General features: G+C 65.1%; 23 protein-coding genes. 6 read left to right on the top strand and 17 right to left on the bottom strand.

The features are described from left to right. Nucleotides 1–80: 80 nt before the first annotated feature. The 4 genes from BMW90_RS06975 to BMW90_RS06960 are packed head-to-tail and all read right to left on the bottom strand — an operon-like array spanning nt 81 to nt 3086. Entirely contained in the window at nt 81–1142 is a 1062-nt protein-coding gene (locus tag BMW90_RS06975; RefSeq protein WP_074835751.1) for a dihydropteroate synthase, read from the bottom strand. Then, nucleotides 1139–1798, bottom strand: a complete 660-nt coding sequence (locus BMW90_RS06970; RefSeq protein WP_048531923.1) for an HAD family hydrolase — start codon at nt 1796–1798, stop codon at nt 1139–1141. Before BMW90_RS06970 ends, BMW90_RS06975 begins: the two co-directional genes overlap by 4 nt. Nucleotides 1799–1806: 8 nt before the next feature. Continuing rightward, the gene (locus tag BMW90_RS06965; protein ID WP_074835750.1) at nt 1807–2736 is read right to left on the bottom strand and encodes a methylenetetrahydrofolate reductase; all 930 of its coding nucleotides are present in this window, start codon (nt 2734–2736) and stop codon (nt 1807–1809) included. 44 nt (nt 2737–2780) lie between these two features. Continuing rightward, nucleotides 2781–3086 carry a virulence factor gene (locus tag BMW90_RS06960; protein ID WP_048531921.1) on the bottom strand — a complete coding sequence of 102 codons (306 nt, stop codon included), beginning with the start codon at nt 3084–3086 and terminating at the stop codon, nt 2781–2783. Between the two features lie 299 nt (nt 3087–3385). Here BMW90_RS06960 and BMW90_RS06955 point away from each other — a divergent pair, with 299 nt between their 5' ends. Together BMW90_RS06955 and BMW90_RS06950 are read left to right on the top strand one after the other, a co-directional pair. Then, on the top strand, nt 3386–4498 hold the full coding sequence (locus tag BMW90_RS06955; protein WP_048531920.1) for a Ppx/GppA phosphatase family protein: 1113 nt from the start codon (nt 3386–3388) through the stop codon (nt 4496–4498). A gap of 113 nt (nt 4499–4611) precedes the next feature. Then, entirely contained in the window at nt 4612–5349 is a 738-nt protein-coding gene (locus tag BMW90_RS06950; RefSeq protein ID WP_048531919.1) for an RlmE family RNA methyltransferase, read from the top strand. A gap of 397 nt (nt 5350–5746) precedes the next feature. On the opposite strand, the gene BMW90_RS06945 is transcribed toward BMW90_RS06950, so the two are convergent. The 3 genes from BMW90_RS06945 to BMW90_RS06935 all read right to left on the bottom strand — a co-directional run bounded on the left by BMW90_RS06945 (nt 5747) and on the right by BMW90_RS06935 (nt 9330). Then, on the bottom strand, nt 5747–6961 hold the full coding sequence (locus tag BMW90_RS06945) for an NADP-dependent isocitrate dehydrogenase (RefSeq protein WP_074835748.1): 1215 nt from the start codon (nt 6959–6961) through the stop codon (nt 5747–5749). A 102-nt stretch (nt 6962–7063) separates the two neighbouring features. After that, nucleotides 7064–7699 carry a DsbA family oxidoreductase gene (locus BMW90_RS06940; RefSeq protein ID WP_048531917.1) on the bottom strand — a complete coding sequence of 212 codons (636 nt, stop codon included), beginning with the start codon at nt 7697–7699 and terminating at the stop codon, nt 7064–7066. 110 nt (nt 7700–7809) lie between these two features. Then, on the bottom strand, nt 7810–9330 hold the full coding sequence (locus BMW90_RS06935) for a class I adenylate-forming enzyme family protein (protein ID WP_244526445.1): 1521 nt from the start codon (nt 9328–9330) through the stop codon (nt 7810–7812). 65 nt (nt 9331–9395) lie between these two features. Between BMW90_RS06935 and BMW90_RS06930 the strand changes: the two genes are divergently transcribed. Beyond that, complete coding sequence (locus BMW90_RS06930; RefSeq protein WP_048531916.1) at nt 9396–10022, top strand: helix-turn-helix domain-containing protein; 627 nt, start codon at nt 9396–9398, stop codon at nt 10020–10022. A gap of 54 nt (nt 10023–10076) precedes the next feature. Here the strand turns inward: BMW90_RS06930 and BMW90_RS06925 are convergent, their stop codons facing one another. Next, the gene (locus tag BMW90_RS06925; protein ID WP_244526444.1) at nt 10077–10310 is read right to left on the bottom strand and encodes a hypothetical protein; all 234 of its coding nucleotides are present in this window, start codon (nt 10308–10310) and stop codon (nt 10077–10079) included. A gap of 261 nt (nt 10311–10571) precedes the next feature. After that, nucleotides 10572–12389: an extracellular solute-binding protein gene (locus BMW90_RS06920; protein WP_074835818.1), complete on the bottom strand. Its 1818-nt coding sequence runs from the start codon at nt 12387–12389 to the stop codon at nt 10572–10574. Between the two features lie 313 nt (nt 12390–12702). Here BMW90_RS06920 and BMW90_RS06915 point away from each other — a divergent pair, with 313 nt between their 5' ends. From BMW90_RS06915 to BMW90_RS06905, 3 genes are all read left to right on the top strand, one after another. Then, a complete protein-coding gene (locus BMW90_RS06915) occupies nt 12703–13476 on the top strand; it encodes a 3-hydroxybutyrate dehydrogenase (protein WP_074835745.1) in 774 nt (257 codons plus the stop codon). A 104-nt stretch (nt 13477–13580) separates the two neighbouring features. Next, nucleotides 13581–14621 carry a patatin-like phospholipase family protein gene (locus BMW90_RS06910; protein WP_074835743.1) on the top strand — a complete coding sequence of 347 codons (1041 nt, stop codon included), beginning with the start codon at nt 13581–13583 and terminating at the stop codon, nt 14619–14621. A gap of 147 nt (nt 14622–14768) precedes the next feature. Then, a complete protein-coding gene (locus BMW90_RS06905; RefSeq protein ID WP_074835742.1) occupies nt 14769–15332 on the top strand; it encodes a methyltransferase domain-containing protein in 564 nt (187 codons plus the stop codon). On the opposite strand, the gene BMW90_RS06900 is transcribed toward BMW90_RS06905, so the two are convergent. From BMW90_RS06900 to BMW90_RS06865, 8 genes are all read right to left on the bottom strand, one after another. Beyond that, nucleotides 15329–15550: a ribbon-helix-helix domain-containing protein gene (locus BMW90_RS06900; RefSeq protein WP_048531912.1), complete on the bottom strand. Its 222-nt coding sequence runs from the start codon at nt 15548–15550 to the stop codon at nt 15329–15331. The two genes, BMW90_RS06905 and BMW90_RS06900, sit on opposite strands and share 4 nt — an antisense overlap. A gap of 172 nt (nt 15551–15722) precedes the next feature. Next, nucleotides 15723–15935, bottom strand: a complete 213-nt coding sequence (locus BMW90_RS06895) for a DUF4169 family protein (protein ID WP_074835740.1) — start codon at nt 15933–15935, stop codon at nt 15723–15725. A gap of 104 nt (nt 15936–16039) precedes the next feature. Further along, entirely contained in the window at nt 16040–17431 is a 1392-nt protein-coding gene (gene fumC / locus BMW90_RS06890) for a class II fumarate hydratase (protein WP_048531910.1), read from the bottom strand. A 194-nt stretch (nt 17432–17625) separates the two neighbouring features. Then, on the bottom strand, nt 17626–18099 hold the full coding sequence (locus BMW90_RS06885) for an SspB family protein (RefSeq protein WP_074835739.1): 474 nt from the start codon (nt 18097–18099) through the stop codon (nt 17626–17628). Between the two features lie 74 nt (nt 18100–18173). Continuing rightward, on the bottom strand, nt 18174–19430 hold the full coding sequence (chrA, locus tag BMW90_RS06880; RefSeq protein WP_074835816.1) for a chromate efflux transporter: 1257 nt from the start codon (nt 19428–19430) through the stop codon (nt 18174–18176). A 579-nt stretch (nt 19431–20009) separates the two neighbouring features. Continuing rightward, nucleotides 20010–20753 (bottom strand): DUF502 domain-containing protein, encoded by a 744-nt coding sequence (locus tag BMW90_RS06875; RefSeq protein ID WP_048531908.1) that lies wholly within the window; start codon nt 20751–20753, stop codon nt 20010–20012. An 88-nt stretch (nt 20754–20841) separates the two neighbouring features. Then, a complete protein-coding gene (locus BMW90_RS06870; RefSeq protein ID WP_048531907.1) occupies nt 20842–21756 on the bottom strand; it encodes a pseudouridine-5'-phosphate glycosidase in 915 nt (304 codons plus the stop codon). Further along, nucleotides 21749–22636, bottom strand: coding sequence for a PfkB family carbohydrate kinase (locus BMW90_RS06865; protein ID WP_048531906.1), 888 nt, complete (start codon nt 22634–22636; stop codon nt 21749–21751). The genes BMW90_RS06870 and BMW90_RS06865 overlap by 8 nt, the downstream gene beginning before the upstream one ends. Nucleotides 22637–22644: the final 8 nt, after the last annotated feature.

The raw sequence follows: 22644 nt of genomic DNA, 5'->3' as shown, positions 1-22644 counted from the left end.
CCGACCTCGGCCAGCGCCCCTGATTTCCTCTTGCTCGAAATACCTCGGGGAGCGCGAGGGGCTGGCCCCTCGCTCCGCCCTCAGGCCCGGCGCCGGCGGCCGCCGCTGCGGCCGGCCCGGCCGCGGCCTTCCTGGCCGGCTTTCGGCGCCACCTTGTTGAACGCGATCCAGGCGCCGCCATGGGCGTCGTTGTCGGTCAGCAGGTTGGCGGCGCGAATGGCCTCCATCTCCTTGCCGGGGCGCACCTTGGTCGAGCCGAGGCCAAAGAGCGTCACGAAGGTCTCGTCGTCCATCCCCTCGGGCAGAACGAGTCCGGCGGCAGCCACTTCCGCCTTCTTTTCGGCGATCCTGGCCTGGGTTACCGGCATCTGGACCGGGTTCATGATGGCGCTGGTCATGCCGGCGCCCATGGCCATCGGCAGGAAGGCGTTGTTGATGCCATGCCGGTTGGGCAGGCCGAAGGAGATGTTCGAGGCGCCGCAGGTGGTGTTGACCCCCAGTTCGTCGCGCAACCGGCGCACCAGGGTAAAGACCTGCTTGCCCGCCGTCGCCATGGCGCCGATCGGCATCACCAGCGGGTCGACCACGATGTCATGCGCCGGAATGCCGAAATCTGCGGCGCGTTCGACGATCTTCCTGGCGACCGCAAAGCGCACGTCGGGATCCTCGGAAATGCCGGTGTCGTCGTTCGAGATCGCCACCACCGGCACGTTGTATTTCTTGACCAGCGGCAGCACCAGCTCCAGCCGCTCCTCCTCGCCGGTGACCGAGTTCAGCAGCGGCCGACCTTCGGCGGCGGCCAGGCCGGCCTCGAGCGCGCCCGGCACCGAGCTGTCGATGCAGAGCGGCACGTCGACAAGGCCCTGCACCAGCTCGATGATCTTGGTCATCAGCGGCGGCTCGGTCTCGTTCGGGTTGGGGTTGGAGTTGTAGACCACCCCGGCGTTGATATCGAGGATATTGGCCCCGGCGGCGACCTGCGCCAGCGCGTCGGTCTCGACGGTCGAGAAATCGCCGGCCTCCAGCTCGGCGGCCAGCTTCTTGCGGCCGGTGGGGTTGATCCGTTCGCCAATGACGCAGAACGGCTCGTCAAAGCCCAAGACGGCGGTTTTGGTTTTCGACTCGACGATGGTGCGCGTCATGCGGCTACTCCTTTGAAGCGCTTCAGGACATCTGACAGCGCGGGATCGGTGAAATCTTGCAGGGTGACATGCGCCCCGGCCTGGCGCAGGCTGTGGTCGTCCAGACCCGAACGGATGCCCACGGTATAGGCCCCCGAACTGCGCGCCGCGCGGGTGCCCGAGGGGCTGTCTTCGAAGGCCACCGCCTGATCGGGGGTGACGCCCAGCTGGCGCATGGCCTCCTGATAGGGATAGGGATCGGGTTTGCCCCTGGGGCATTCCTCGCCGATCACGATCACCTCGAAATGCTGGCGCAGCCCGATCGCGTCCAGCATCGCTTCGGCATTGAGCCGCATGGCATTGGTGACGATGGCGCGCGGCCAATCCTCGGCCACCGCCTGCGCCACCAGCGCCCCGACCCCCGGCATGGCCGGATAGGGCCGCGGCAGGCGCGCGCGGAACTGCGCTTCCTTCCAGTCCGACAGGCCCTGGTGGTCAGGCTCGTCGGGCAGGAAATCGGCATAGATATCGACGTTCAGGCGGCCGTGCATATGGGTCATGTATTCCGCGTCCGCCAGCTCCATGCCACGCGCTGCCCACATCTCCTTGTAGACCTGAAGATGGATCGGATCCGAATTGAGCATCGTTCCGTCGAGATCGAAAAGCAGCGCGGGCATGTCTGTCCTCAGGTCTGGCTGGCGGGGCGGGTGGCCGCGCCGCCGTGGTCGATGGCCCAGGTGGCATTGGCCTTGATCCCGCCCAGCGGGAAGAAATGCACCTGTTCGATGTTGAATTCGGGGTGGCGGGCCTTGTGCAGCGCCAGCTCGGTGACGACGTCGGTGGGCTCATATGGCAGCAGCAGCTTGGAGACATCCATCGCCCGCTTTTGCAGCACTTTCAGCGACGGGCCGACACCGCAGGCGATGGCGAACTTGATCAGGGTTTGCAGCTTGGCCGGGCCGGCGATGCCGATGTGGATCGGCAGGGTGATGCCGGCCTCGCGCAGCGCGTCGGCCCAGGCGATGATCGGCCCGGCCTCGAAGGCGAACTGGGTGGCGAGCGCCATTTCGGCGTCGGTGGTCTCGTTGAACTTGTTCTTCCAGCGCAGCGCCGCATCGACATTGGCCGAGCCGCCGTCGGGATCGATGTCGCGGTTGCCCTCGGGGTGGCCGGCGACATGCAGACGCTTGAAGCCCGCCTTGTCGAAGAGACCGGTTTCCAAGAGCTGGATCGAGCTGTCGAAGTCACCGACCGGCGTCGTGACGCCCCCGGCCAGCAGCAGCGCCTGGTCGACGCCGGCCTCGCCGCGGTACATGGCCAGCCAGTTTTCCAGCGTGGCGCGGTCCTTGATGATGCGCGCCGGGAAATGCGGCATCACCGGATAGCCCTCGTCGGCCAGCCGGCGGGCGGTGGCAACCATGTCCTCGATCAGGGTGCCGTCGATATGGGCGATATAGACCCGGGTGCCCGGTGCCAGCAGGTCGCGAAAGCTCTCGACCTTTTCGGCGGTGCGGGGCATCACCTCGATGGAATAGCCTTGCAGAAAGGCCTCGACCTCGGCGGCGGCCGGACGATCTGGCGCTGTGTCGCGCTTCTTGAAACTGAGCAGGGCCATCGCGGCCTCCCATAGCTTGTGTGGCGTCATCGGGTCGGGCCGCCTTAGCCGGCAGTTGCCCATCCGTCGTTGGCAATGAGAGCCTTGATCCTGTCACGATCATACTCCGCCTCGAGCCGCGCCGCTTCCTGCGCGGCCACCTCCGAGGCATCGCCCTCAACCGGATAGGGGGCGGCCTTGCGCCATTCGGCCAGATAATCATCCGTGCCGTCGGCGCCAACCTTCATTGCAGCCCTGTCGATGGCTTGTTCGAACCGCTCCGGCAGCTGGACCTTGGCAGCCCGGCGACCCTTGCCGACGATGACCTGCGCCGGAATATCCCGCCAATAGACCACTGTCACATCAACCATGCGATTCCCCTTCTCCGATGGACCCTGAATAGATCAGGGGGGCCGGGTGCCACGTCTCAATTTCGACAATTGACCGCGTCCGAGCGACGCCGGATGCGCCCGAACTCTGGATAAAGGCAGGAGGCGCCAAGGGAAACCCTGAAGCCCGCTCATAATACTCATGCAGATGATGAGCCGGGCTCAATGCCGATTTCCCGGGCGAGAGGCCGCCTTGTTGACGATCGCATGACAGGGTGGCTTGCGCGAAGCCGGGCGCGCGCCTATCCTCGGAAGCAACACGATACTCGGAGGGCGTTAAGATGGCGCCCAGGCGTCCCAAGGGTGCGGGCGCATTCCCGAAACCGGTCGAGAGCCCCGCGCCGAAACCGCCCAATCCGGACGAGCTTTATGCCGCCCTGGATCTGGGCACGAATAGCTGCCGCATGCTGATTGCCCAACCCAAGGGCAGTCAGTTTCATGTGGTGGACAGCTTCTCCAAGTCGGTGCAGCTGGGATCGGGGCTGGAACGCTCCGGGCGGCTGAGCCGCGCCTCGATGGGGCGCACGGTTCAGGCGATGCGAATCTGCGGCCAGAAGCTGCGCCGCCACAAGGTGACGCGCATGCGGCTGGTGGCGACGGAGGCCTGTCGGCGGGCCAAGAACGCCCGCGACCTGGTGAAATTCGTCCGCCGCGAGACCGGGCTGCAACTCGACATCATCGAGCCGGAGGAAGAGGCGCGGCTGGCGGTGATCTCCTGCGCGCCCCTGGTCTCGACCAAAACCGAGCAATTGCTCGTGGTGGATATCGGCGGCGGCTCGACCGAGCTGGTCTGGATCGATCTCTCGACCGTGCCCAACCATGACCGGCCGCGGGCGATCATGCGGCTGCACGCCGGCTTTCACAATGCCGACAGCCCGTTTCCGGTGGCCCGGGTGGTGGACTGGATCTCGGTGCCGCTCGGCGTGGCGACGCTGCGCGACCAGTTCAACGACGTGCAGGACGATGCCGCGCGGTATGCGCTGATGTCGTGGTTCTTCGAGGAGAACCTGGCCGATTTCGCGCCTTACAAGGACGAACAGGCGCGCGAGGGGTTCCAGATCGTCGGCACCAGCGGCACCGTGACCACGGTGGCGGCCTCGCATCTCGGGCTGAAGCGCTATGACCGGACCAAGGTGGACGGGCTGCGGATGACCTCCGACCAGATCGACAAGGTGATCAACCGCTATCTCGAGCTTGGCCCCGAGGGCCGGCGGCGCGATCCGCGGATCGGCCAGGACCGGCAGGCGCTGATCATGTCGGGCGCGGCGATCCTTCAGGCGCTGCTGCGGAGCTGGCCGACCGACCGGCTCTCGGTGGCGGACCGGGGGCTGCGCGAGGGACTGCTTTATGCGCAGATGTCGGCCGACGGGGTGCTCGAGGACGGGCCGTTCTGAGGCCGGCGCTTTGACAATGGCTGCTGCGCAGGCTTAATGAGCCCTTCGGGCCGGAATGGGGGCTCTGCCCCCAAACCCCCGGCGGTATTTGTGAAGAAAAGAAGTGCTGGACCATGGCGAAGACACCGAGCGGCAAGAACACCTCCGGGCGCGGGCAGCGCGACCTCAAGGTCAAGGTCAAGACCGCGCGGGGGCGCAAGCTGTCCTCGACGCGGTGGTTGCAGCGGCAGTTGAACGATCCCTATGTCAAACGGGCCCAGGCCGAGGGCTATCGCGGCCGCGCGGCCTTCAAGATCCTCGAGCTGGACGAGAAGTTCCGCTTTCTGGTGCCGGGGGCGCGGGTGGTGGACCTGGGCTGTGCACCGGGCGGCTGGTGCCAGGTGGCGGTAAAACGGGTCAATGCGCTTGGCGAGAAAAGCGGCAAAGCGGTGGGGTCGGTGCTGGGGATCGATCTCCAGGAGGTCGAGCCGATTGCCGGGGCCGAGATCCATCAGCTCGATTTCCTCGAGGATGACGCTGACGAGAAGGTGAAGACCTGGCTGGGCGGCGCGGCGGATGTGGTGATGTCGGACATGGCGGCGGCCTCCTCGGGGCACAAGCAGACCGACCACTTGCGGATCATGATGCTCTGCGAGACGGCGGCGCATTTTGCCTTTGACGTGCTGGAAGACGGCGGAACCTTTGTCGCCAAGGTGCTGGCCGGCGGGGCCGAGGGCGATCTTCAGAAGCTGTTGAAGCAGAATTTCACCAAGGTGGCGCATGTCAAACCGCCGAGCTCGCGATCGGATTCCTCGGAGAAATTCGTGGTGGCGATGGGCTATCGGGGGGGCAGGGCCGCGCCGGAGGCGTGAGGGCCGACGCCCGTGTGGTGCGGGACCGAGACGGGAACGAGAAAGGCCGGCCCGGATGTGAGAGCGGGGCCGGCCTTTGGGCGAAACGCTTGAGAGGGCCTCAGCCGTCCAGCGGAATTGTGATCCGGGGGGAAGAGGCCGCCGTCTCCAGCTCTGGGCGGCCGCGGGTGGGGGCCTGCGCCGGGGGCGTCTTCCACTTTCATTCGATGGGGACATGAGTAAGCCCAAGCCGCTGTTTTGACAACTTCCATCTCGAAAAACGACGCATTTTCAGCAAATTGCAGCGGCTCTTTTGCCTGGTCGGAACCATTCTGCGCGGCCTTGGGGGATTGCGCGCTCCGGCGAAACAATGCCGCGCCCGATTGCGGCGGAAATCGGGCGCGGCGATTCGCCGAGCCTACCCCTTGAGCGCGCGGTCGAGGTTCTGATCGATCTTTTCGAGGAAGCCCATGGTGGTGAGCCACTTCTGATCGGGGCCGACCAGCAGTGCCAGATCCTTGGTCATATGGCCGGATTCCACGGTTTCGACGATCACCCGCTCGAGCGTTTCGGCAAAGGCCCGGAGGGCCACGTTTTCATCCAGCTTGGCGCGGTGTTTCAGCGCGCCGGTCCAGGCGTAGATCGAGGCGATGGAATTGGTCGAGGTGGCCTCGCCCTTCTGGTGCTGGCGGTAGTGGCGGGTGACGGTGCCATGGGCCGCCTCGGCCTCGACCGTCCTGCCATCGGGCGTCATCAGGATCGAGGTCATCAGCCCCAGCGAGCCGAAGCCCTGGGCCACGGTGTCGGATTGCACGTCGCCGTCGTAATTCTTGCAGGCCCAGACGAAGCCGCCCGACCATTTCAGCGCGCTGGCCACCATGTCGTCGATCAGCCGGTGTTCGTACCAGATGCCGGCGGCCTTGAACCTGGCGGCGAATTCATCCTCGTAGACCTCTTCGAAGATGTCCTTGAAGCGGCCGTCATAGACCTTGAGGATGGTGTTCTTGGTCGAGAGATAGACCGGCCAGCCGAGGTTGAGCCCGTAATTCAATGACGCGCGGGCGAAATCGCGGATCGACGCGTCGAGGTTGTACATGCCCATGGCGACGCCGGCGGCGGGGGCGTCAAATACCTCTTTTTCGATCACCGTGCCATCGGCGCCTTCGTATTTCAGGGTAATCCTGCCGGGGCCGGGATAGTGGAAATCGGTGGCCTTGTACTGATCGCCGAAGGCGTGGCGGCCGACGACGATCGGCTGGGTCCAGCCCGGTACCAGGCGCGGCACGTTGCGGCAGATGATCGGCGCCCGGAACACCACGCCGCCCAGAATGTTGCGGATGGTGCCATTGGGCGAGGGGTACATGCGTTTCAGGCCGAATTCCTCGACCCGCGCTTCATCCGGCGTGATGGTGGCGCATTTGACGCCGACGCCGATCTCCTTGATCTTTTCGGCGGCGTCGAAGGTCACCTTGTCGTCGGTGCGGTCGCGCTCCTCGATACCGAGATCGTAATACAGCAGGTCGATATCGAGATAGGGCTCGATCAGCTTTTTCTTGATGAAATCCCACATGATGCGGGTCATCTCGTCGCCATCGAGCTCGACGATGGGGGTGTCTACCTTGATCCGGGTCATCGGGGCCTCTTTTGATAGGTCGGTTCGAACACTGGATATAGTGCTAGAGCAAACCGCGTCTCAAAAGAAGCCCTGTATGCAAATGTATACCGACTGTGGCGCTCAGGCGGACTTTTCGCGAATTTCCGCGATCACCTTTGCCCAAAGTTCGGGCGGTTGCGCGCCGGGCACCGCATGTTTGCCATCGACGATGAAGGTCGGCACGCTGGTTACGCCCATGTCGCGGGCGGCGGCGTCGCGGTCGCGGATGTCCTGGGCGTCGCTGTCGCTTTGCAGCAGGCGCAGGATCACCGAGGCGTCGATCTCGAGCCCGTCGGCGATATCGGCCAGGGTGTCATGATCGCCGATGTCGCGGCCCTCGACGAAATAGGCCTTGAACAGGGCCGAGACCGCGGCGGTCTGCTTGCCCTCGATGCCGGCCCAGTGGATCAGCCGGTGCGCGTCGAGCGTATTGGGCGTGCGGGTGATCTTGTCGAGATGGAGTTCCAGCCCGGCGGTCTCGGCATGTTCATGCACCGGCAGATAGGCCTGGATCGCGGCCTCCTTGCCGCCGAACTTGCCTTCGAGATAGGCGCGGCGGTCCATGCCGTCGGCGGGCATCTCGGGGTTGAGCTGGAAGGGGTGCCATTCGATGGTAAAGGGGTGATCGGGGGCCGCCGCCAGGGCGCGATCGAGGTAGGATTTGCCGATGTAGCACCACGGACAGATCGGGTCTGAGAGGATATCGAGCTTGACCATGGAACAGGCACCTTTGTTGCGGAATTCCCGGGCATGTAACAGGATGTTGCCGGAATGGCGAGGGGGGAGGTCCCGGCGGGGGCCGGGACGCGGGCCGCGCCGGGGCCCCGTCAGGTGGTGAACCACTGGCGCAGTGCGCGGCGCGACAGCTTGCCGTTGGGGCCGGTGGGCAGGCGGTCCAGCCGACGGAACAGCCGGGGCTGTTTGTAGCGGGCAAGCTGCGCCTCGGCGCGGCGGGTCAGCGCTTCGGTCAGATCGGTTTCGGCGGTGTAGAAGGCGGCGATGACGCGGGTGTCGGCCTTGATCTCGACATCGGTGACGGCGAGGCCGGTCAGGCCGGGCACATCGTGCAGCGCCTGTTCCACCTCCTGCGGCGAGACGCGGAAACCGCCGGCGTTCATCATGTCGTCGGCGCGGCCGAGATAGGCGATCTGGCCGTCGGTCTCCATCCGCCCGAGGTCGCCGGTATGGAACCAGCCGCCATGACGCCGGGCGGCGGTGGCCTCGGGGGCGCCGAGGTATTCCAGCATCAGCCCGGGATCGCTGTCGGCAATGCAGATCTCGCCCGGTTCTCCCAGCGGCACCGGGCCGTCCCCGTCGCAAAGCGCGATGCGGCGGCCGGGCTGGGGCCTGCCCAGCAGCCCGCGGCGCGCGGGCGTGGCCGGGCTGGAGGATATGAAGGTCGAACATTCCGACATGCCGTAGGCCTCGTAGATCTCGGTCCCGGTCTCGGCCCGCCAGGCGCCGCGCAGGGTCTCGGGCAGCTTTTCACCGGCCGAGAGCGCATGCCGCAGCCTGGGCAGCGGCGGCAGCGGGCGCGAAAGCAGCTTGCGGAAGATGCCGGGGGCCGCGGCAAAGAGCGTGGCGTCGTGGCGTTTCAGCAGGAGCGGCAGCATCGCCGGATCGGTGCCGGGCGCCGGGATCAGCGCGGTCGCCCCGGCGGCCCAGGGGTCGAGCAGGCCGGTGCCGAGGGTGAAGGTCCAGTTGAAGGCACCGGCGTGGCAGAGCCGGTCGCTGGCGCGCAGATCGTACCAGCCCGCCACCATCATCTGCCGCGCCCAGACCGCGCGATGCGCGTGCACCACCGCGCGCGGCACGCCGGAGGTGCCGGAGGAAAAGACGACATAGGCCGGGCGGTCGGGGGCCCCCAGGGCGAATTCCGCCGGCGGCAGGGCGGCCATTTCGTGCAGCGCGGCGGCGGGCAGCAGCGGCACGTCGGTCTCGGCGCAGGCCACTGCCGGGTCACGCAGGATGAGCGCCGGAGAAAGGATGTCGATGATTCGCGCGGTTTCGGGGTCGGAGAGCTGGGCCGAGGTCGGCACCGGGATCAGCCCGGCGGCAATGCAGCCGAGGAAGGCCAGCGGGAAATCCGGGGTATTGCCCAGCCGCATCAGCACCCGGTCGCCCGGGGTCAGCCCGCGCTGCAAGAGCCCGGTGGCGATGCCGCGCACCGCACCCTCGAGCCGGGCATAGCTCCAGCGTTCGGCCCGTGACGGACCGAGCAGGGCAAGCGCGATCTTGTCGGGCTGGGCGCTGGCATGGCGCAGCACGAAACCGGCCAGGTTGAAGGGCGCGGGGCAGGGCGGCGGCGGGCCCTGATCGAACAGGCTGGATGCATCGGGCGTCATCATGGCGCAAGGCCTAGGTAAGCGCAGGCAGAGTTGCAAGCGCGGCCAAGCCTGCCTATAGCATTTGCATGACGAAAGAAGACAATGCGCAGTTGATCCGCGTCGCCCGCGACAAGACCGGCGAGCCGATCCATACCGAGCCGCTCGATCTGGGCGAGCGTGTGCGCGAGCTGCGCAAGGGCCACGGCTGGACGCTGGAACAGGCCGCCAAGAAGGCGGGCCTGGCGCGGTCGACGCTGTCCAAGATCGAAAACGGCCAGATGTCGCCCACCTATGACGCGCTCAAGAAGCTGGCGCAGGGGCTGGGCATCACGGTGCCGCAGCTCTTTACCCAGCCGCAGAACGAAAAGGTCAACGGCCGGATGTCGGTCACCCGTTCGGGCGAGGGTGCGGCACATGCCACGACCACCTATGAGCATGCGCTGCTGGCCGAAGGGCTGACCAAGAAACAGATGCTGCCGTATCGCGCCCGCATCCGGGCCCGCGACCTGGCGGAATTCGACGGCTGGGTGCGCCATGACGGGGAAGAGTTTCTGTATGTGCTGACCGGGGCGATCAAGCTGTACACCGAGTTCTACGAGCCGATTGAGATGCGCCGCGGCGACAGCGCCTATTACGATGCCACCATGGGCCACAACGTCATCTCCGTCAGCCAGGATGACGCCACCATCCTCTGGGTGACATCGCTGGCGTGACAGGTTGGCCGGAGCGGAAGGTCAGAGACCGGAGCGGGCCGTCAGAGCGCGGGCTCAGCCGGCCTCGAGCTCGCTGGCCTGGCGGGCGAGGCTTTGAACATAGGCCCAGTCGCGCAGTTCCTCTTCGGCCTCAAGCTCGGTCAGGTCGTGCTGATGCGCCAGATGCGCGGCAAGCACGTCACGACGCACCGGCTCGTCGCCGAGCTTCTGTTCGTCGATGCGCGGAAAGCGGGACTTCAGCCGTTTGAAGCTGTCGGTCCAGTTCGTGCTTATATCGTTCCAGTCCATAATGGCGCCCTATGTCAAGATCGCCCCTCGCTGAACGGACCTTAGCATGTCGCGGCAACGCCTCAAGCGTCATTATCGGAAAATTCGAATATAAACCGGCAAGGGCGGCGGCGCGTGGCGCCACCGCCATGGTTCCGTAGGTCAGAGCAGGGTATCGACCACCGCGTCGGCGGCGTTGACCGGCGCCTTGATGACCGCCTTGACCGGGCCGCAGGCGACAAGCGTGCCGCATGCGACAATCAGGAGAATGCAACGCAATGATCAGTCCTCTTCATACCACCAGACGTCAGGCTGCCAGCCGATCCAGTCGCCGTACATCGGGATGTGCGCGGGGTACTTGAGTTCCTTTACATGTGCAATCCGGCTGATGTTGAACTGATAGATCGGGATCACATAGCGCCCGGCGGTCAGCACCCGGTCAAGCGCCCGTACCGAGGCGAGGAATTGCTCGCGGCTTTCGGAATTGACCAGCTTGTCGATCATCGCCTCGGCCGCCGGCGAATTCATCCCCATCCAGTTCTTGGTGCCCGGCGCCTCGACGCCCTCGCTGCCCCAGTAGAGGCGCTGCTCGTTGCCCGGGCTGAGCGAAACGCCGACCCGGTAATAGGTCATGTCGAAGTCGTAGTCGTTGGTGCGGTCCTTGTACTGCGCGCTGTCGACCACCGTGACCGTCGGGCTGATGCCCAGCCGTTCGAGCGCCTGGGTATAGAGGTCGATCATCGATTGCTCTTCGTTCGCGCCCTGGCTGAGCAGGATTTCGAAGCGGAAGGGCTGGCCTTCGGCGTTCTTCATCACGCCGTCCTGCACCGTCCAGCCAGCCTGTTCCAGCAAGTCCATTGCCTTGGCGATGTTCTTGCGGTTGCGGGCCGAGCCATCGGCCTGGGGCAGGGCGTATCCCTCGAGCGCGCCGGGCAGCAGCTCGTCCTCGAAAGGCTCGAGAAACTCGGCCACCAGCCCCTCGGCCGGGCCGTCCCGCATCGCCAGCACCGAATTCGAGTAATACGAGGTGATGCGCGGCTGTTCGCCGCCGGTGAGCGTCTCGTTGATGTATTCGAAGTTGAAGGCATGGATCAGCGCGTCGCGGACCCGCCAGTCCTGAAAGATCTCGCGGCGGGTGTTCATCACGAAACCGGTGATGCCCGAGGGCCGCTGATGCGGGATCACCGATTTGATCACATCGCCGCGTTCGAAGGCCGGGAAATCATACTGCGTCTCCCATTTGCCGCCGTTGAATTCGCGGTTGGTGGTGACCTCGCCGGCCTTGAAGGCCTCGAAGGCGACCGAGCCGTCGCCGTAGAACTCCATGCGGATCTCGTCGATCACGTTGGTGCCGCGGCGGAAGGGCAGATCCTTGCCCCAATACTCGGGGTTGCGCTTGAGCGAGACGAAGCGGCCAGCCTCGAAATCCTCGATCACGTAAGGCGCGGTCGAGACCGGGATATTGTCGAGCCCGGAGCGGGTGAAATCCTTGTCCTGCCACTGCGCCTTTTTCAGGATCGGCCGCATGCCGACCAGCAGCGCCAGTTCCCGGTCCTCTTCAGCGAAGGTAAAGCGGATCTTGCGCGGACCGGTCTGCTCCATGGTCTCGATCTTGTTCCACAGCCCGTGGTAGCGCGGGTGGCCCTCGGTGCCGAGCGTCTCGTAAGACCACATCACGTCTTCGACAGTGACCGGGCTGCCATCCGAGAACCGCGCCTCTTCGCGCAGGGTGAATTCCGCCCAGCCTCGATTCGGCCCGACCTCTATCGATTCGGCCAAAAGCCCGTAGAGCGAGAAGGGTTCATCCCAGCTCCGGCCCAACAGGCTCTCGTAGGCCAGAAACCGCAACTGCCAGGGAACCGAGCCCTTGGCGATATGCGGATTGAGGCTGTCGAAGCCGCCGGTCTCGCCGGTGACGATACGCCCGCCGGTGGGCGCATCGGGATTGGCATAGGGCAGATGCTCAAAATCTGGGGGAAGGGCCGGGTCTCCGTACATAGCTATGCCATGCTGAGGCGCGGCCCAGGCGAATCCGGCGACGGACATCAGTGCCGCTGCGGCACCCGCGGCGGCGAGGTGACGGAAAAAAACTGGACGCATTTTGGCAACAATCTCCCGCATGCCTTATATTATTGGCCTCGGACCTTAACGGGGGATTTATGCCTTTTCAAACTTTTAGCTTGGATACCGGCGCGAGATTGCTTATAAAGGGGGCACTGCTCGATAGGTTTCTTGCCTGTATGAAACCTGCCTCAATAACTTAACCCCGGCTTCGTGCCGGGGTTTTTTTCTGCCCAAAACCCAAGCAGATCTGCCTCTTAGCGATGTGCGCGCCCGGCGCAACCCCTTGGCCTTTTGCAAATGCAGCGACTAGGCTGCGGTGCAGAATCACGGCATCAAGGGAACGCGGATCATGACGCTCAAGGGCAAGACGGCTGTTATCACGGGATCGAATTCTGGCATCGGGCTTGGCGTGGCGCGCGAGTTGGCCAGGGCCGGCGCCGATGTGGTGCTCAACTCCTTTACCGACCGCGACGAAGATCACGCCCTGGCGCGCGCGCTTGGCGAAGAGTTCGGCGTGACCGCGAGGTATATCAAAGCTGACATGTCCAAGGGCGCGGAGTGCCGCGCGCTGATCGAGCAGGCCGGGGTCTGCGACATCCTGGTGAACAACGCCGGCATCCAGCATGTGGCACCGATCGATGAATTCCCCCAGGACAAATGGGACGCGATCATCGCGATCAACATGTCCTCGGCCTTTCACACCACCGCCGTGGCGCTGCCGTTGATGCGCAAGGCGGGCTGGGGCCGGGTGATCAATATCGCCAGCGCCCATGGGCTGACCGCCTCGCCGTACAAATCGGCCTATGTGACGGCCAAGCACGGCGTTGTCGGCATGACCAAGACCGTGGCGCTGGAATGCGCACGTGAGGAGATCACCGCCAATGCGATCTGCCCAGGCTATGTGCTGACGCCGCTGGTCGAAAGCCAGATCCCCGACACCGCGAAGAAATACGCCATGACCGAGGAAGAGGCCAAGCAGAAGGTCATCCTCGAGCGCCAGCCTTCGAAGGAATTTGCCACCACCGAACAGATCGGCGGCACCGCGGTGTTCCTTTGTTCCGACGCGGCGGCACAGATCACCGGCACCACGATCAGCGTCGACGGCGGCTGGACCGCGCTCTGAGGGCGCGGCTGCGGGCCTTGCCCGTAGGTTCAGAAAGGCGGGCCTGCCGGGCCCTCCGGCCTGCCCCCCAAGGGGGTTTCCAAACAGAAGAAGTGGATAGGTGATTGCCCGAGACCGTGCGGATCAATCTGGCCTTGCAGGGCGGCGGCGCGCATGGCGCCTTTACCTGGGGGGTGCTCGACCGGCTGCTCGAAGAGGAGTGGATCGAGATTGCCGGCATCTCGGGCACCTCGGCGGGGGCGCTCAATGGCGCCGCGCTGAAATCCGGCTGGGTTGCCAATGGCCGCGCGGGCGCCCGCGAGAGCCTGCGCGCGCTCTGGAACGAGGTCAGCGGGCTGGGCGACATGCGCATCCCGGCCTGGATGGAGAACTTTGTTCCCGATCCCTATTTTGTCGCGCGTGCGATCGAGGCCTCGCCCGCCTTTGCCTTTGTCGACACCCTGAGCCGGGTGGTCTCGCCTTATGCCTATGGGCCGTTCTACCAGAATCCGCTGGCCAAGGTGGTCGGTCATTTCGACTATGGCCGGGTCTGTGACGAGGGGCAGGGCCCGGATCTTCACATCTGCGCCACCCGGGTGCGCGACGGAAAGGTGCAGGTCTTTACCGGTGACGAGATCAACACCGACGTGATCCTGGCCTCGGCCTGCCTGCCGACGCTGTTTCAGGCGGTCGAGATCGCCCAGCCCGACGGCACCACCGAGGCCTATTGGGACGGCGGCTATACCGGCAACCCGGCGCTGTTTCCGCTGTTCGACCCCGCGTTGCCCGATGACATCGTGATCATCAACATCAATCCGATCGAACGCCGCGCAGTGCCGCGCAGCGCCCAGGATATCCAGAACCGGATCAACGAGATCAGCTTCAATTCCTCGCTTCTGCGCGAGCTGCGCGCCATCGATTTTGTCCAGCGGCTGATCGGCCAGGGCAAGATCGAAGACGGCAGCATGAAAAACGCCCGCATTCACATGATCGCCGATGACGCGCTGATGAACGATCTCAGCGTTGCCACCAAGCTGGTGCCGCTCGCGACGGTGATCGGCCAGCTGCATGACGCCGGGGCCGCGGCGGCCGAAGGATTCCTGGACGCCCATGGCACGGATCTGGGGCAAAGACAGACCTTGGCGCTGCGCCAGATGTTTGCCTGAGCACCGCTGGCCAGCCTGACCCCGGGCGGAGGGCCGGGACGCCACAGAAATGCCGTATTTCCCTGCCCTGATCCGGCCGAGTGGCGGGCGGAGAGGCGCCCGAGGCCCGCCAGGCCGGGCCGGGACGACAGGAGCAGAGGGACATTCGTGGCGAGCTTGAACCGCGTCTACATGCAGAAGAAGAGCCGGATTCTGATCCGCACGCTCGAGCCGGCGGGGCTCGATGCGGTCGAGATTTCGGGCACCTGGGGCAAGCCGCTGGGCTTCAGGACTTACCGGTCGCTTTTTTATCCCGCGCATGACATCTGTCAGGGGCCGTTGCAGGAGGACGGGGCGGCGATCACCTGCGATATCGTGCTGGCCAATCAGGTCTGGGAACATCTCGACCGGCCATATGCCGCCATTCGCCATGTACGCGAAATGCTGCGACCGGGCGGCTATTTCTGGCTCGCCGTGCCGTTTTTCGTGCCGTATCACGCGGCGCCGGTGGATTGCTCGCGCTGGTCGGCGCGGGGCCTGGCCAACCTGTTGATCGAGGCCGGGTTTTCCGAGGACAACGTGGTCGCCGACCAATGGGGCAACCGGGCGGCGGGGCTGCGCAACCTGGTGGGCAGATGGCCGCCGGTCCTGGACCGTGACCATGACGACCTGAGCAATGACGAGCACTTTCCGATCTGCGCCTGGGCGCTGGCGCAGAAAGAGGGCTTTTAGGCGGCGTTGCGATAGTGGCGCAGCACAAACAGGCGGATGGCCGAGGCCAGCCCGCAATCGGTGCCGCGCTCTTCGTCGATCTCGGCGGCCAGGGCGTTGATCGCCCGGCCTTTTTCATCGGCGATATCGCGAAAGGCACGCCAGAAGTCATCTTCGAGCGAGACCGACGTGCGGTGGCCCCGCAGCGTCAGTGATCGTTTTTTGGGCCGTCCGTTCATGACAAGCTTCCCCACAACAGCAAGCCACACCCAGGACCGGACTCTTTTGGCCAGAACGCTTCGCCACCGGTACAGGCAGAGATTGTAAAACATGGCTTATCAGAAGGTTCTGGCAGAAACCTTACCTGGTGCGGCCCGCAGACTACGCAATTTTTTCGAGTTCTACAAAACTTTAAGGCGAATTCGTGTCATCATTGGCACCGGAAGGGGGCGATTCAATCTCGGCCTGATCCAACCTGCGGCGCTGGCGCTCCGCAGCCGCGGTCTCGGCCTCTTTCTGCCCGGATGTCCGGCCAAACTTCGCGGCGTTTTCAGAAGCTTGTGCGGCTTTTTTCTTGCGCGCTATCTGCTTGCGCGCGGTCTTGAGATTGATGATCTTGGCCATTCTTCGCCTGTTCTGCCGAAACAACCTTAACTAGGCATGGACATAGGTCAAGAAAAACGCCCGGCAAGCGCGTGCCGGGCGTTTCCTGGGCTCGAAGGGCCGGCTTACCTGGGGCCGACCATGTCTTCCGGGCGGACCACCCGTTCAAAGGTCTCTTCGTCGACGAAGCCCAGTTTTATGGCCTCTTCCTTCAACGTGGTCTTGTTCTTGTGCGCGGTCTTGGCGACGGTGGTGGCATTGTCATAGCCGATTTCCGGCGCCAGCGCGGTCACCAGCATCAGGCTCTCGCGCATCAGCTTTTCGATCCGGTCGCGATCGGCCTGGAGGCCGACCACAAGATTGTCGGTGAAGGCCGAGGCGGCGTCGCCCAGAAGTTGCATCGATTGAAGCACGTTATAGGCCATCATCGGCTTGTAGACATTGAGCTCGAAATGCCCCTGCGAACCGGCAAACCCGACGGCCGCGTCATTGCCCATGACATGGGCGCAGACCTGGGTCAGCGCCTCGCATTGCGTCGGATTGACCTTGCCCGGCATGATCGAGGAGCCGGGCTCGTTTTCCGGCAGGATCAGCTCGCCCAAACCGCAGCGCGGGCCGGAGCCCAGCAGGCGGATGTCATTGGCGATCTTGAACAGCGAGGCGGCAACCACCTTGAGCTGGCCGGAGATCTCGACCATGGCGTCATGCGCGGCCAGCGCTTCGAACTTGTTGGGCGCGGTGACAAAGGGCAGGCCGGTGATCTCGGCCATGTTGGCGGCGACCTTCTCGCCCCAGCCTTCCGGCGTGTTGAGGCCAGTGCCGACGGCGGTGCCGCCCTGCGCCAGCTCGTAGATCCGGCCGAGGCCATCCTTGACCCGCTGGATGCCCATGGCGATCTGATGGGTATAGCCGCCGAATTCCTGGGAGAGCGTCAGCGGTGTCGCATCCTGGGTGTGGGTGCGGCCGATCTTGATGATGCCGTCGAATTCCTCGACTTTCTTCTGCATCGCGGCATGGAGCTTCTCCAGTCCGGGCAGCAGCACGTCATGCGCGGTCATCGCGGTGGCGATATGCATGGCGGTGGGGAAGGTGTCGTTGGAGCTTTGCCCCATGTTGCAGTGATCGTTGGGGTGAACCGGATCCTTGGAACCGAGCTGGCCGCCGAGGATCTCGATGGCGCGGTTGCCGATCACCTCGTTGGAATTCATGTTTGACTGGGTGCCCGAACCGGTCTGCCAGACCACCAGCGGGAAATTGTCGTCGAACTTGCCCTCATAGACCTCGCCGGCGGCCTGGATGATCGCATCGGCGATCGGCGCGTCGAGCTTGCCCAGATCCTTGTTGGCCATGGCACAGGCCTTCTTGATCACGCCGAGCGCGCGAACGATGGCCACCGGCTGCTTTTCCCAGCCGATCGGGAAGTTCTGGATCGAACGCTGGGTCTGGGCGCCCCAATACTTGTCCGAAGGGACTTCCAGCGGGCCGAAGCTGTCGGTTTCAGTGCGGGTTTCGGTCATCGGGACACTCCTTGACGGTTTGCCCCTTCAATACAAGAACCGCGGCCAAGATCAATGATGTATACGACGGAATACCGCGACCTTCGGCGTTAACATGCGGGCCGGACCCCGCGATGGGAGCGCCGCGCCCCGGACCTGATCCGGGACCTCTTGGCCAGCTGTGGGGGAGACCCCGGATCAGGTCCGGGGCGGGATCACTTGCGGAAGCTGTCGAGGCTCACCACCTCGGCGTCGTGCTTGTCCTCGGCGCCGTCGGCTTCGGTGTCGGGGGTGTCATCCTCGTCCGGCAGCGCGGCGAGAGATTGCTCGTCCTCTTCCTGGGTCTCGAACCGCAGGCCGAATTCCACCGAGGGATCGACGAAGGTCTTGATCGCATCGTAGGGGATGTAGAGCGGCTCCGGCGCATCGCCGAAATTCAGCGTCACCGAGAAGCCGTCTTCGCCGACATCGAGGTTTTCATACCAATGCTGCATCACCACTGTCATGTCGGTGGGGTAGCGGTCGGTCAGCCACTGCGCGAGCTCGACATCCGGGTGGGTGGTGTCGAAGGTGATGAAGAAGTGGTGATCGCCGGGCAACCCGTGTTCTGCCACATCCTCAAGCACTTCGCGGATGAGCCCGCGCATGGCGCGGTGCATGAGATTGCCGTAGTCGATACTGGTCTTCATTGAGGGTCCCCGGAATTCGTCCTTGGATCATACGGGATTCGAGCCGAAACAAAAGGGGCTCAGGCCGCCGTTTGTCACATTCCGGTGATCCACATCAGCACCACCGCCGCCAGGGCCGTGCAGAGCAGCGTCAGCGGCACCGCGAGGCGCAGAACAAAGATCAGACCGCCGGCAAATGCGGTGAGCAGCAGCGCCGTCGGATCGAGGCTGGCCGGGGCGGGCAGGGTGAGGCGGACCGGCCCGACCGCCCATGTGACGCTCTGGGCAAACAGCACGCCGATGGCGAACCAGACCGAGAGATTGGCGATCACACCGACCACCGCCGCCGTCACCGCCGAGAGCGCGGCGCCGATCCGCGGCCGGGCGGTGATCTGTTCGAGATAGGGCGCGCCGGCGAAGATCCACAGGAAACAGGGGGTGAAGGTCATCCAGAGGGTCAGCGCCCCGGCCAGGGCAAACCCGGCCCAGCCGGTCTCGTTGAAGCCGGCCAGGTGGCCGACGAATTGTGTCACCAGGATCAGCGGGCCGGGGGTGGTCTCGGCCAGGCCCAGCGCGTCGATCATCTCGGCGGTGGTGATCCAGCCCTGGGCCTGCACCACCTCCTGGGTCATATAAGCCAGCACCGCATAGGCGCCACCGAAGGTGACCAGCGCCAGCTTGCCGAAGAACAGCGCCAGATCGAGCAGGAAGGGCATGTTGAGCGTCCAGAGGACCACCAGCGGCAGCAGCCAGAGCCCGCCCCAGACCGGAACCGCCAGCCAGGGTGCGCGGCCCCGGCGCGGCGGCAGGGCCTCGTCCGGCACCACAGGCGCGCGCAGCGCGCCGATCAGCGCCGCCAGCGCGATGATCAGCGGAAACGGCAGGTGCAGGGCAAAGAGCGCCACGAATGCCGCCACCGCCAGCGCCACGTCGCCCGCGCCTTTCAGCGCCTTGCCCGATAGCCGCGCCAGCGCCTGGGCGACGATGACGATCACCGTTGCCTTGACGCCCAGAAACAGCGTCTGCACCAGCGGCACTTCGCCATAGCTGATGTAGATCGCGGCCAGCGCGGTGATGACCACGGCCCCCGGCAGGACAAAGAGCAGCCCGGCCAGCACGCCGCCGAAGGTGCCGCGCAACCGCCAACCGGCATAGGTGGCAAGCTGCATCGCCTCGGGGCCGGGCAACATCATGCAGAAACTGAGCGCGCGCAGGAACTGGGCCTCGGTCATCCACTTGCGGTCGTCGACCAGCTCGCGGTGCATCACCGCGATCTGCGCCGCCGGGCCGCCAAAAGACAAAAGCCCGATCCGCCCGAAGGCGCTGAGCATCTCGGAAGGTGTCGGGGTCATGCCTTGCCTGTCTTTGCCGCCCGGAACCGGGCCAATCACGGTCTTCGTCATAGCCCTCCCGCGCCGGGCGGTACAGGGCATCATGTGGCGAAAGACCTGTCGGCAACTGTGCCGGATCATTGCAAAACCTGCGTGACAAAGTTCCAGGTACGCGCCGGCTTTTCCGGCTGGCGTCTCCGGCTCGGCCCCAACCGCGACGCCCACCCGGGATACCACTGTCGAGAGCGCGACAATTGCCCGGCACATACGGACGCTATCCGTGATCCCGTCCCGACGCCCGCAAGCTGCTCCGTTGCGCGAGGCTGTTCACGCGTACTTTGCATCACAGGATCAGGCCCCATGACCCGACCTCATGCCAAGATGGGATGCGACGTCGCCAAGCCGGAGCTCGCGTTTTTCGAACCCGCCGCCGCGGTCAACCATATCGCCAATATCCCGCCGGAGATCACCGCGCATCTGCGGCGCAATGTCCGCCGCCCCGGAGCTGCTCGGGGGCATGGGGTGCAGCCCGGGGGCCCCGATCGCGTCCGGGACGTGTGCCTTTTTTATGGACTTGCTGCGCGCCGACCCGGCGCCGGATCATTTTCGCGGCGGCTTGGTCGGGTCGTCGCCGTTGGGATAGACCAGCCCGGCCGAGATCACCAGTTTGGCCGCCTGTTCGACGGTCATGTCGAGTTCGATCACGTCTTCCTCGGGAAAGAACAGCAGAAACCCCGAGGTCGGGTTCGGCGTGGTCGGCACAAAGATCGACATCAGCCGCCCGCCGGTTTCGGCGCGGCGCGAAATCTCGCCCTTGGCGGTGGTCGAGATGAAGCCGATCGCCCAGATCCCCTTGCGCGGATACTGGATCAGGCAGGCTTTCTCGAACGACCGGTCCTCCTGGTTGAACACCGTCTCGGCGATCTGCTTGACCCCGGAATAGATCGAACGCACCACCGGCACCCGCTCGACCAGGCTCTCGGCATAGCGCACCAGCGAGCGTCCGATCAGCCCCTTGGCGATCCAGCCGACCAACAGGGTAAAGAGCAGAAAGACGATGACGCCGACGCCGCGCACGTTGACGCTGATCCAATCGGGATCAGAGGCATCGCGGATGCCGAGAAAGCGGTTGAGCAGGGCTTCGGGCTGATAGGCCTGCGGCACGAACGGCCATACAAAGCCATCGACCCAGCCGATTACCGTCCAGATCAGCCAGACCGTCAGGCCGACGGGCGCAATCACCACGATCCCGGTCAGGAAAGAGGCGCGCAGACTGGCCATCCGGCTTGCCATCCACCCCGACCGCGGCCGCGGCAGTGGATCTTCATCAAATGGCGTGGTCATTCAGGTCCGTGATCCCGTGGTCATCCCCGTCGGCCAAGCTATGCATTTTGCATGCCAACCTCAATGGCTTGGGACGTGAATAACCTGTTCAGGTAACGATTTTGCCCAAAGCGCAGGCGATCTCGGCCCCGAGGCGGGCATTGTTGCGGACCAGCGCGATATTTGCGGTGAGCGACCGGCCTTCGGTCAGCTCGTAGATCCGTTGCAGCAGGTAGGGCGTCACATCCTTGCCGCCGATGTTGTGGGTCTGGGCGTCGGCCAGGGCGCGGGCGATCACCGGGTCGATCTCGCTGCGCGGGATTTCGGCCTCGGCCGGAATCGGATTGGCCACCAACTGGCCACCCGAGAGGCCCAGCGCGCCGCGCGCCAGGTGGGCGCGGGCGATGGTTTCGGGATCGTCCATTCTCAGCGGCGCACGGTAAGCCGAGGTCGCCGACCAGAAGGCCGGAAAGGCCTGTTGGCCATAGGCGATCACCGGCACGCCCAGGGTTTCCAGCACCTCCAGCGTCTTCGACAGGTCGAGGATCGCCTTGGCGCCGGCCGCCACCACGGTGACGGCGGTGCGCGACAGCTCTTGCAGGTCGGCCGAGATGTCAAAGCTCTGTTCGGCGCCGCGATGCACCCCGCCAATGCCACCGGTGGCAAAGACGCCGATCCCGGCCTGCGCCGCGCCGATCATCGTCGCCGCCACGGTGGTGGCGCCGGTGCCGCCGGTGGCCATGCAGGCCGCCATGTCGGCGCGCGACAGTTTGGCCGCGCCCTTGGTCTGCGCCAGCCCTTCGAGCTGGGCATCGTCGAGCCCGATGCAGAGCTGACCCTCGATCACCGCGATCGTCGCCGGGATGGCGCCATTGTCGCGGATCACCTGTTCGACCCCGCGCGCCATCTCGAGGTTCTTGGGCCAGGGCATGCCATGGGTGATGATCGTGCTTTCCAGCGCGACCAGCGGGATGTTCTCGGCGCGGGCCTTGTTCACTTCGGCGGAATAGCGGATCTCAATCATGGGGTGTTTCTCCGGAGACATATCGTGCGGCGGCGGTCAGGGCGCGGCTGAGTGCGGCCTCGCGGTCCTGGCCGGCGGCTTCGGCGGCCATATGCGCCGCCATGAAGGTATCGCCCGCGCCGGTGACCCGTGTCACCAACACCTCGGGCGGGCGTTCCGACACCAGACCCTCGGCCGAGGCATCGGCACAGGCGTTGCCGCCATCGGTCACCACCGCGCGTTTCGCCCCACGGGCAACCAGCGCCGCGGCGGCGCCGGGGGCGTCGGCAAAATCGCTCTGGCACAGGATGCCGGCCTCTTCGCGGTTCACGTAGAGCACCGCGCCGGGGCGGGTGACAAAGGGCTGCAACCGCTCGGCCTTGCCGGGCGAGGCGGGGGCGACACGCAGATCGGCGGCGGCAAAGGCCGGATCGCGGGAAATCTTCGACAGCAAGGTTTCGGTCAGGTTGCCGTCAAGCGCGATCAGTCCGGCATAGGGCGCCTCGGCGCTGCCCAGCCGGCCGTCTTTCAGCGGCCGCAGGATCTTGTCATCGGCGGCTTCCAGCGAATGCGCATCGGCGATGGCGGCAATCAGACCATTGGCGCCTTCGATCGCCATATAGCGATCGGTCGGCAGATCCTCGGAGCGATAGAGCCAGGTGCAATCCAGGCCCATGCCCTCGCATTCGGCGATCAGCACATCGCCCAGCACATCGCGGCCCACCGCGCTCAGAAGCGCCGGTTTCATGCCGAAACGCACCAGGGTCATGGCGATATTGAGCGCCACGCCGCCGGGGATCTGGGTGATCCGGCCGGGCACGTCGGAGCCCTGGCGCATCACCGAGGCCGACCGGCCGATCACGTCCCAGAGCACGGACCCTATGCAAAGAACATTCCCCATCGAAGCCC

It is taken from the genome of Marinovum algicola (assembly GCF_900109145.1).
Taxonomy (GTDB): domain Bacteria; phylum Pseudomonadota; class Alphaproteobacteria; order Rhodobacterales; family Rhodobacteraceae; genus Marinovum; species Marinovum algicola.
This window is presented reverse-complemented; position numbering and strand designations above follow the sequence as displayed.